General features: G+C 58.4%; 4 protein-coding genes, 2 tRNA genes and 3 rRNA genes (1 of these 9 running past the window's edge). All 9 read right to left on the minus strand.

From position 1 onward, the window contains the following. Window positions 1-32 precede the first annotated feature (32 nt). Window positions 33-1709, minus strand: coding sequence for a phosphate ABC transporter permease PstA (gene pstA / locus ACKI1H_RS03885; protein ID WP_440467697.1), 1677 nt, complete (start codon window positions 1707-1709; stop codon window positions 33-35). Between the two features lie 25 nt (window positions 1710-1734). Continuing rightward, entirely contained in the window at window positions 1735-3768 is a 2034-nt protein-coding gene (locus tag ACKI1H_RS03890) for an ABC transporter permease subunit (RefSeq protein WP_440468820.1), read from the minus strand. Window positions 3769-4163: 395 nt separating this feature from the next. After that, window positions 4164-5135 (minus strand): phosphate ABC transporter substrate-binding protein PstS, encoded by a 972-nt coding sequence (locus ACKI1H_RS03895; protein ID WP_054910037.1) that lies wholly within the window; start codon window positions 5133-5135, stop codon window positions 4164-4166. A 244-nt stretch (window positions 5136-5379) separates the two neighbouring features. Next, a complete protein-coding gene (locus tag ACKI1H_RS03900) occupies window positions 5380-5613 on the minus strand; it encodes a hypothetical protein (protein WP_138525910.1) in 234 nt (77 codons plus the stop codon). A 77-nt stretch (window positions 5614-5690) separates the two neighbouring features. Beyond that, window positions 5691-5806, minus strand: a 5S ribosomal RNA gene (gene rrf / locus ACKI1H_RS03905). Between the two features lie 134 nt (window positions 5807-5940). Then, window positions 5941-8832: ribosomal RNA gene (locus tag ACKI1H_RS03910) — 23S ribosomal RNA — on the minus strand. A gap of 229 nt (window positions 8833-9061) precedes the next feature. After that, window positions 9062-9137: transfer RNA gene (locus ACKI1H_RS03915), tRNA-Ala, on the minus strand. Between the two features lie 28 nt (window positions 9138-9165). After that, a tRNA-Ile gene (locus ACKI1H_RS03920) sits at window positions 9166-9242 on the minus strand. Window positions 9243-9306: 64 nt separating this feature from the next. Next, window positions 9307-9378: ribosomal RNA gene (locus tag ACKI1H_RS03925) — 16S ribosomal RNA — on the minus strand (it continues 1465 nt past the right edge of the window). The 16S, 23S and 5S rRNA genes sit together here with 2 tRNA genes alongside, the layout of an rRNA operon.

Here is a 9378-nt window from a genome sequence, read left to right on the forward strand (position 1 = left end):
TTGGCGGCGGGCACGGCCCGCCGCCGGCAGAATCAGTTTTCCAGCGCCTTGTACTTTTCGCGCAGGCGGTTACGAATCGCGATGGCCGAGAAGTTCAGCAGGGCGATCACCATCACCAGCAGCAGCGCGGTGGCGTACACCAGCGGACGCGCTGCCTCGACGTTCGGGCTCTGGAAGCCGACGTCGTAGATGTGGAAGCCCAGGTGCATGATCTTCTGGTCCAGGTGCACGTACGGGTAGTTACCGTCGACTGGCAGCGCCGGAGCCAGCTTCACCACGCCCACCAGCATCAGCGGCGCCACTTCGCCGGCAGCACGGGCCACGGCGAGGATCAGGCCGGTCATCATCGCCGGGCTGGCCATCGGCAGGACCACTTTCCACAGGGTCTCGGCCTTGGTTGCGCCCAGGGCGAGGGAGCCTTCGCGGGTGGCCCGCGGGATACGCGCCAGGCCTTCCTCGGTGGCAACGATTACCACTGGCACTGCGAGGATGGCCAGGGTCAGCGAGGCCCAGAACAGCCCCGGCGTGCCGAAGGTCGGCGCCGGCAGGGCTTCGGGGAAGAACATCCGGTCGAGCGAGCCGCCCAGCACGTAGACGAAGAAGCCCAGGCCGAACACGCCGTAGACGATCGCCGGAACGCCCGCGAGGTTGTTCACCGCGATGCGGATGATGCGGGTCAGCAGGCCCTGGCGAGCGTACTCGCGCAGGTAGACAGCAGCGATCACACCGAACGGGGTGACGATCACGGCCATCACCAGGGTCATCATCACGGTGCCGAAGATGGCCGGGAAGATGCCGCCTTCGGTGTTGGCCTCACGCGGGTCGTCGCTGAGGAATTCCCACAGTTTCTTGAAGTAGAAGCTCAGCTTGGTGGCCACGCCCATCTGGTTCGGCTGGTAGGCATGCACCAGCTTGCCGACGCTGATTTCGGTCTGCTGGCCGGTGGCGTCGCGCATGACGATGCTGTCGCGGTTGAACTCCTGGTGCAGGCCGTTGAGCTGTTCTTCCAGCACCTTGTACTGGGCATTCAGCTCGGCGCGGCCGGCGGCGATGTCAGCCTCGGCGGTGGCATCCAGCTTGTTGTTCAGCTGCAGGCCACGTTCCTTCAGGCGCAGCCGCTCCAGGCCGTGGTTGATGCCGCCGATGTCCCTCTTCTCCAGCCGGTACAGCTGGGCGTAGAGCTCATCGACGCGCTTCAGACGAGTCTGCAACTCGGCCATGGCGCCCGGACCTTCGGCGACCACCTTGCCGTTTTCCTTCACGCTCAGCAGGTAGCCATAGAAGTTGCCCCACTCGCGGCGTTCCAGGGTCACCAGGTCAGCCGGGTGGCGACGGTCGTTCAGCCACTCGCCAATCACCCAGGAGAAGTCGCTGCCGTAGAGGTCACGGTTGCCCAGCTTGAGCAGTTCGCGAGTCATGAACTCGGGACCGTTGTCCGGCACCGGCAGGCCGGCGCCGCGCAGACGTTCGCGCGGTACCTGCTCGATCTGCACTTCTTCGCCGATCAGGGTCTTGGGGGCTTCACCGGGGACGGTGTAGGTCGCCTCGATCACGTCCGCCGGCCAGAAGTGGCCGAGACCGCGCACGGCAATCACGGCGAGCAGGCCGATGGTCATGATCACGGCGATGGACACTGCACCCGCGTTCATCCACACCCAGGGAGAACCGCTGGCAAACCACGCTTTGACGGATTCCTGTTTCTGTTTCACGGAACGTAGCCTCGTCGGGCGTCGCTTAGAGCGACGCGTATTTCTTGCGCAGGCGCTGACGGATCAGCTCTGCCAGGGTGTTCATCACGAAGGTGAAGGACAGCAGCACCAGTGCCGAAAGGAACAGCACACGGTAGTGAGTCCCGCCCACCTCCGACTCCGGCATTTCCACCGCGACGTTCGCCGCCAGCGTTCGCATGCCCTGGAAGATGTTCACGTCCATGACCGGGGTGTTGCCAGTGGCCATCAGCACGATCATGGTCTCGCCCACGGCGCGGCCCATGCCGATCATCAGCGCGGAGAAGATGCCCGGGCTGGCGGTCAGGATCACCACGCGTGTCAGCGTCTGCCAGGGCGTCGCACCCAGGGCCAGGGAGCCGTAGGTCAGGCTGCGCGGCACGCTGAAGATGGCGTCTTCGGCGATGGAGAAGATGTTCGGGATCACCGCGAAGCCCATGGCCAGACCGACCACCAGGGCGTTGCGCTGATCGTAGGTGATGCCCAGGTCATGGCTGATCCACAGGCGCATGTCACCACCGAAGAACAGGGTCTCCAGGTGCGGGCTCATCCACAGGGCGAAGGCGCCGGTGGCGAGAACCACGGGGATCAGGATCGCCGCTTCCCAGCCGGCCGGCAGGCTCAGGCGGATACGCTCGGGCAGACGGCTCCAGACCAGGCCGGCAGCGAGGATGCCCAGTGGCGTGAGCAGCAACAGGCTGAAGATACCCGGCAGGTGGCCTTCGACATACGGCGCCAGGAACAGGCCGGCGAAGAAGCCGAGGATCACCGTCGGCAACGCTTCCATCAACTCGATCACCGGCTTCACCTTGCGGCGCATGCCCGGAGCCATGAAGTAGGCGGTATAGACGGCGGCGGCGATGGCCAGCGGAGCGGCGAGGATCATCGCGTAGAACGCCGCCTTCAGCGTACCGAAGGTCAGCGGCGACAGGCTCAGCTTGGGCTCGAAGTCAGTGGTCGCGGCGGTGGACTGCCAGACGTAGGACGGCTTGTCGTAGCTCTCGTACCAGACCTTGCCCCACAGAGCACTGAAGGAGACTTCCGGATGCGGGTTGCTCAGGCTGAAGCGGCGCAGTTCGCCACCCTGCTCGACGATCAGGCGGTTGGCGCGCGGCGACAGGGCCATCGGACCGGCGGACGGAGCGACGTTCTCCACCAGCAGCGTGCGGTGCGCGGTGCTGTGGAAGATACCCAGGTTGCCTTGCTTGTCGAGGGCCAGGAAGCCCTTGCGGCGCTGCTCCGGTGCAATGCTGGAGATCGGCTGGTCACCCAGTTTGAAATCACGCACATGGGACAGGCGCGGCTCACCATCTTCGCCACGTGCCATGAACCACTGGCTGATGCCGCCCTTGGAGTCGCCGACCATCAGCGAGATGCCACCCAGCAGTTGGCTGCTGGCGGTCACTTCGGCAGAGGCGTCGTCCAGCAGCTTGTAGCGGCCATTGAGCTGGTGGCTGTTCAGGTCGAACACGTCGGCCTGGGCGCGGCCATTGAGCACATAGAGCCACTGCTTGCGCGGGTCCATGTAGATGGCCTTCACCGGATCGGCGATCTGCGGCAGGTTGATGCGCTCTTCCTGCAGGGTGCTCTCACCGGTCAGCATGTTTTCCTGCTGGGTCAGGCCGAGCAGCAGCATTTCGCTGCCGGTGGAAGCGGCCAGCAACAGACTGTCATCACCCGAGACGATCGCCACGTGCTCCAGCGGACGGCCCTGGGGATCCAGGTTCATCGGGGCTTCGCCGTAGGGATAGTCGATGTGCGGGGTGATGGTCTTCTTGTTGTCCGGATAGGTGACCTTGTAGTTGTGCTTGAACACCAGCACCTGACCGTTGGACAGGCCCAGCGCAACGGTAGGATGACCCGGCTGGTCCTCGGCGATGGAGGTGACGCTGGTACCGGCGGGCAGCTTCAGCGCAACGCGGTCCATCTCGTCGCCTTTCTTGGCGTCGAAGAACACCACCTCGCCGTTGGCGGCAACGCGCATGCCCACCATGTTCTGCTCTTCGATGCTCAGCAGCAGCGGCGCCTGGGCCGTCTTCAGCCAGGCCGGAGCCAGGGGGTCACGCGTCTCCAGTTCGGCACCGCGGAACAGCGGCAGCACGACGTAAGCGAGGTAGAAGAAAATCAGGGTAATGGCGGCCAGTACGGCGAGCCCGCCGACCAGGACGTACCAACGTGTCAGTCGATCCTTGAGCGCCCGGATACGGCGCTTGCGCTGCAGGGCAGGCGTATTGAAATCGATCCGCTCGGGGAGAGAAGAAGTCATCGGGGAGTTGGCCATGTCGTTCATGGAGTGACACCCTAGCGGCCCTATATGACAGAAAGATGACATGGAAGTGACGCGACAAAGCCCGCCAGCAGAGCCATGCTGGCGGGCTCGGTCGAGTATGCGTCAGCCCATGCCGGACGGGGATCTCCGCCCGGTTGGAGGGCTGATTACAGACCCAGGTCCTTGATCGCTTTTTCGGCGACTTTGGACGGCAGCGGGATGTAGCCGTCTTTGACGACTACCTGCTGGCCAGTCTTGGACAGCACCATTTTCAGGAACTGTGCTTCCAGCGGGTTCAGCGGCTTGTTCGGCGCCTTGTTGACGTAGACGTACAGGAAGCGGGACAGCGGGTAGCTACCGTTCAGGGCGTTAGCTTCGTTGTCTTCGATGAACTCGCCGCCTTCTTTCTTGGCCAGGGCAACGGTCTTCACGCTAGCGGTCTTGTAACCGATACCGGAGTAGCCAACGCCGTTCAGCGATTGGCTCACCGACTGCACCACGGAAGCCGAACCCGGCTGCTCGTTCACGTTCGGTTTGTAGTCGCCTTTGCACAGGGCTTCTTCCTTGAAGTAGCCGTAGGTGCCAGAAACGGAGTTACGACCGAACAGCTGGACGGGCTTGTTGGCCCAGTCGCCGGTCAGACCCAGGTCACCCCAGGTCTTCACTTCCGACTTGCCACCGCACAGGCGGGTGGAGGAGAAGATGGCATCGACCTGTTGCATGGTCAGGCCTTTGATGGGGTTGTCCTTGTGCACGAAGATCGCCAGGGCGTCCACGGCAACTGGAACAGCAGTCGGCTTGTAGCCGTACTTCTGTTCGAAAGCCTGCAGCTCGACGTCCTTCATCTTGCGGCTCATCGGGCCGAGGTTAGCGGTACCTTCGGTCAGAGCCGGCGGCGCGGTGGAGGAACCGGCGGCCTGGATCTGCACGTTCACGTTCGGGTACAGGCGTTTGTACTCTTCCGCCCACATGGTCATCAGGTTGGCCAGAGTGTCAGAACCGACGCTCGACAGGTTACCCGACACACCGCTGGCTTTCTGGTAGTCCGGCAGAGCCGGATCGATCGCGGCTACCGCACTGGCGGTGCCTACGCCTGCGGCGACAAAAGTCAGGGCCGCCATCAAACGCTTGAGTTTCATGCCTTGCTCCTTAAGGAGAATGGGGTTGGATGGAACGGGGGCCAGTATCGTCAGGCCGCATGAAGACTCTATGACGCAAATGTGACAGCTGGATGAAATGCCATCAGTAAGACAGCAGGCGTTTTGTAACAGGAACGCCGCCCCCGACAGGAGAGGGCAAGAAACGCTGAAAAGGCTGTTCTAGAGAGGCTATTAGCGCCGCTCTCAGCTCAGCCAGCGAACGTTTACAGGCTCATAGCGAGCCTCATCCAGCCATGATCATGGCGACGAGGAAGCAACCCATGCACACCAGGTACGGCAGCAGGAGCCATTTGTAGATGCCGTGCCGGCGCCCGAGAAAGAAGCCGAAACCCGGGATGATCAAGGCGAGAAGCGCAGCTGGCCCGGCTCGTTTAACAAGCAGGCAAAAGGCAAGCAACTGACCGACGCTGAGGCTCAGGACGCCTAGCAGGATGAAGGTAGAGATCAACGTTTCCATGTCGAGCGGCGTCCTTTTTTGCGCCACAAAAGCAAAACCCCCGGCCAGCGAAGCTGACCAGGGGTTTTGGGATAGGAGCTTGACGATGACCTACTCTCACATGGAGAAACTCCACACTACCATCGGCGATGCGTCGTTTCACTACTGAGTTCGGGATGGGATCAGGTGGTTCCAACGCTCTATGGTCGTCAAGCAATTCTTTATGGATGCTCGTGGCAGATGCACACGCTCATCCAGATTCGGGTATGTGACAGGTATTTGCGGTTCACACGAACTTTCGGTTCGTTACGTCTTCACCGTACAACACACAAATTGTTTGGGTGTTATATGGTCAAGCCTCACGGGCAATTAGTATCGGTTAGCTCAACGCCTCACAGCGCTTACACACCCGACCTATCAACGTCGTAGTCTTCGACGGCCCTTTAGGGGAATCAAGTTCCCAGTGAGATCTCATCTTGAGGCTAGTTTCCCGCTTAGATGCTTTCAGCGGTTATCTATTCCGAACATAGCTACCCGGCAATGCCACTGGCGTGACAACCGGAACACCAGAGGTTCGTCCACTCCGGTCCTCTCGTACTAGGAGCAGCCCCTCTCAAATCTCAAACGTCCACGGCAGATAGGGACCGAACTGTCTCACGACGTTCTAAACCCAGCTCGCGTACCACTTTAAATGGCGAACAGCCATACCCTTGGGACCGGCTTCAGCCCCAGGATGTGATGAGCCGACATCGAGGTGCCAAACACCGCCGTCGATATGAACTCTTGGGCGGTATCAGCCTGTTATCCCCGGAGTACCTTTTATCCGTTGAGCGATGGCCCTTCCATACAGAACCACCGGATCACTAAGACCTACTTTCGTACCTGCTCGACGTGTCTGTCTCGCAGTCAAGCGCGCTTTTGCCTTTATACTCTACGACCGATTTCCGACCGGTCTGAGCGCACCTTCGTACTCCTCCGTTACTCTTTAGGAGGAGACCGCCCCAGTCAAACTGCCCACCATACACTGTCCTCGATCCGGATAACGGACCAGAGTTAGAACCTCAAGCATGCCAGGGTGGTATTTCAAGGATGGCTCCACGCAGACTGGCGTCCACGCTTCAAAGCCTCCCACCTATCCTACACAAGCAGGCTCAAAGTCCAGTGCAAAGCTACAGTAAAGGTTCACGGGGTCTTTCCGTCTAGCCGCGGATACACTGCATCTTCACAGCGATTTCAATTTCACTGAGTCTCGGGTGGAGACAGCGCCGCCATCGTTACGCCATTCGTGCAGGTCGGAACTTACCCGACAAGGAATTTCGCTACCTTAGGACCGTTATAGTTACGGCCGCCGTTTACCGGGGCTTCGATCAAGAGCTTCGCTTTCGCTAACCCCATCAATTAACCTTCCGGCACCGGGCAGGCGTCACACCCTATACGTCCACTTTCGTGTTTGCAGAGTGCTGTGTTTTTAATAAACAGTCGCAGCGGCCTGGTATCTTCGACCGGCATGGGCTTACGTAGTAAATACTTCACCCTCGCCGGCGCACCTTCTCCCGAAGTTACGGTGCCATTTTGCCTAGTTCCTTCACCCGAGTTCTCTCAAGCGCCTTGGTATTCTCTACCCAACCACCTGTGTCGGTTTGGGGTACGGTTCCTAGTTACCTGAAGCTTAGAAGCTTTTCCTGGAAGCATGGCATCAACCACTTCATCATCTAAAAGATGACTCGTCATCAGCTCTCGGCATTAAGACCCCGGATTTACCTAAGATCTCTGCCTACCACCTTAAACTTGGACAACCAACGCCAAGCTGGCCTAGCCTTCTCCGTCCCTCCATCGCAGTAACTAGAAGTACAGGAATATTAACCTGTTTCCCATCGACTACGCTCTTCAGCCTCGCCTTAGGGACCGACTAACCCTGCGTCGATTAACGTTGCGCAGGAACCCTTGGTCTTTCGGCGTGGGAGTTTTTCACTCCCATTGTCGTTACTCATGTCAGCATTCGCACTTCTGATACCTCCAGCAAGCTTCTCAACTCACCTTCACAGGCTTACAGAACGCTCCTCTACCGCGCATCTTGCGATGCACCCGTAGCTTCGGTGTATGGTTTGAGCCCCGTTACATCTTCCGCGCAGGCCGACTCGACTAGTGAGCTATTACGCTTTCTTTAAAGGGTGGCTGCTTCTAAGCCAACCTCCTAGCTGTCTAAGCCTTCCCACATCGTTTACCACTTAACCATAACTTTGGGACCTTAGCTGACGGTCTGGGTTGTTTCCCTTTTCACGACGGACGTTAGCACCCGCCGTGTGTCTCCCACGCTGACACTTCCAGGTATTCGGAGTTTGCATCGGTTTGGTAAGTCGGGATGACCCCCTAGCCGAAACAGTGCTCTACCCCCTGGAGTGATACGTGAGGCGCTACCTAAATAGCTTTCGAGGAGAACCAGCTATCTCCGAGCTTGATTAGCCTTTCACTCCGATCCACAAGTCATCCCCTACCTTTTCAACGGGAGTGGGTTCGGTCCTCCAGTCAGTGTTACCTAACCTTCAACCTGCTCATGGATAGATCGCCCGGTTTCGGGTCTATACCCAGCGACTAAAACGCCCTATTAAGACTCGCTTTCGCTACGCCTTCCCTATACGGTTAAGCTCGCCACTGAATATAAGTCGCTGACCCATTATACAAAAGGTACGCAGTCACCTAACAAAGTAGGCTCCCACTGCTTGTACGCATACGGTTTCAGGTTCTATTTCACTCCCCTCTCCGGGGTTCTTTTCGCCTTTCCCTCACGGTACTGGTTCACTATCGGTCAGTCAGTAGTATTTAGCCTTGGAGGATGGTCCCCCCATATTCAGACAAAGTTTCTCGTGCTCCGTCCTACTCGATTTCACTTCAAAGAACCTTTCACATACGGGGCTATCACCCACTATGGCCGCACTTTCCAGAGCGTTCTGTTAGATTCAAAGAAGCTTAAGGGCTAATCCCCGTTCGCTCGCCACTACTAAGGGAATCTCGGTTGATTTCTTTTCCTCAGGGTACTTAGATGTTTCAGTTCCCCTGGTTCGCCTCTTACACCTATGTATTCAGTGCAAGATACCCAGGTTATCCCGGGTGGGTTTCCCCATTCAGAGATCTCCGGATCAAAGTCTGTTTGCCGACTCCCCGAAGCTTATCGCAGGCTACCACGTCTTTCATCGCCTCTGACTGCCAAGGCATCCACCGTATGCGCTTCTTCACTTGACCATATAACCCCAAGCAATCTGGTTATTGTCTCGAACGTGAAGACGACATTCGCCGAAAATTCGCGCTTGAACTCGCAAATTTTACCTTGACTTGAATAATCACCAGTGAAAGAGATTATTCAGTCTACTTCTATCACATACCCAAATTTTTAAAGAACAGTTCTGGCACAAAGACCAGACATCAATGTTCGTTCAACCTGAACATTCATGTCTGAGCTTTCGACGATTAATGGTGGAGCCAAGGAGGATCGAACTCCTGACCTCCTGCGTGCAAAGCAGGCGCTCTCCCAGCTGAGCTATGGCCCCATTCGGATCAGCAGCACACCACAACAATTGGTGGGTCTGGGCAGATTCGAACTGCCGACCTCACCCTTATCAGGGGTGCGCTCTAACCAACTGAGCTACAGACCCAATCGTCTAACCAGTGAATCAAGCAATTCGTGTGGGAGCTTATGAAGAAGCTGAGATCTTCGATTAAGGAGGTGATCCAGCCGCAGGTTCCCCTACGGCTACCTTGTTACGACTTCACCCCAGTCATGAATCACTC

This window comes from Pseudomonas sp. YH-1 (assembly GCF_051990045.1).
In the GTDB taxonomy this organism is placed as follows: Bacteria; Pseudomonadota; Gammaproteobacteria; order Pseudomonadales; family Pseudomonadaceae; genus Pseudomonas; species Pseudomonas nicosulfuronedens.

Bases quoted from the DNA above. Each gene is read 5' to 3' on its own strand.
- ACKI1H_RS03895 (WP_054910037.1), bottom strand. From the start codon at position 5,135: ATGAAACTCAAGCGTTTGATGGCGGCCCTGACTTTTGTCGCCGCAGGC.
- ACKI1H_RS03900 (WP_138525910.1), bottom strand. From the start codon at position 5,613: ATGGAAACGTTGATCTCTACCTTCATCCTGCTAGGCGTCCTGAGCCTC.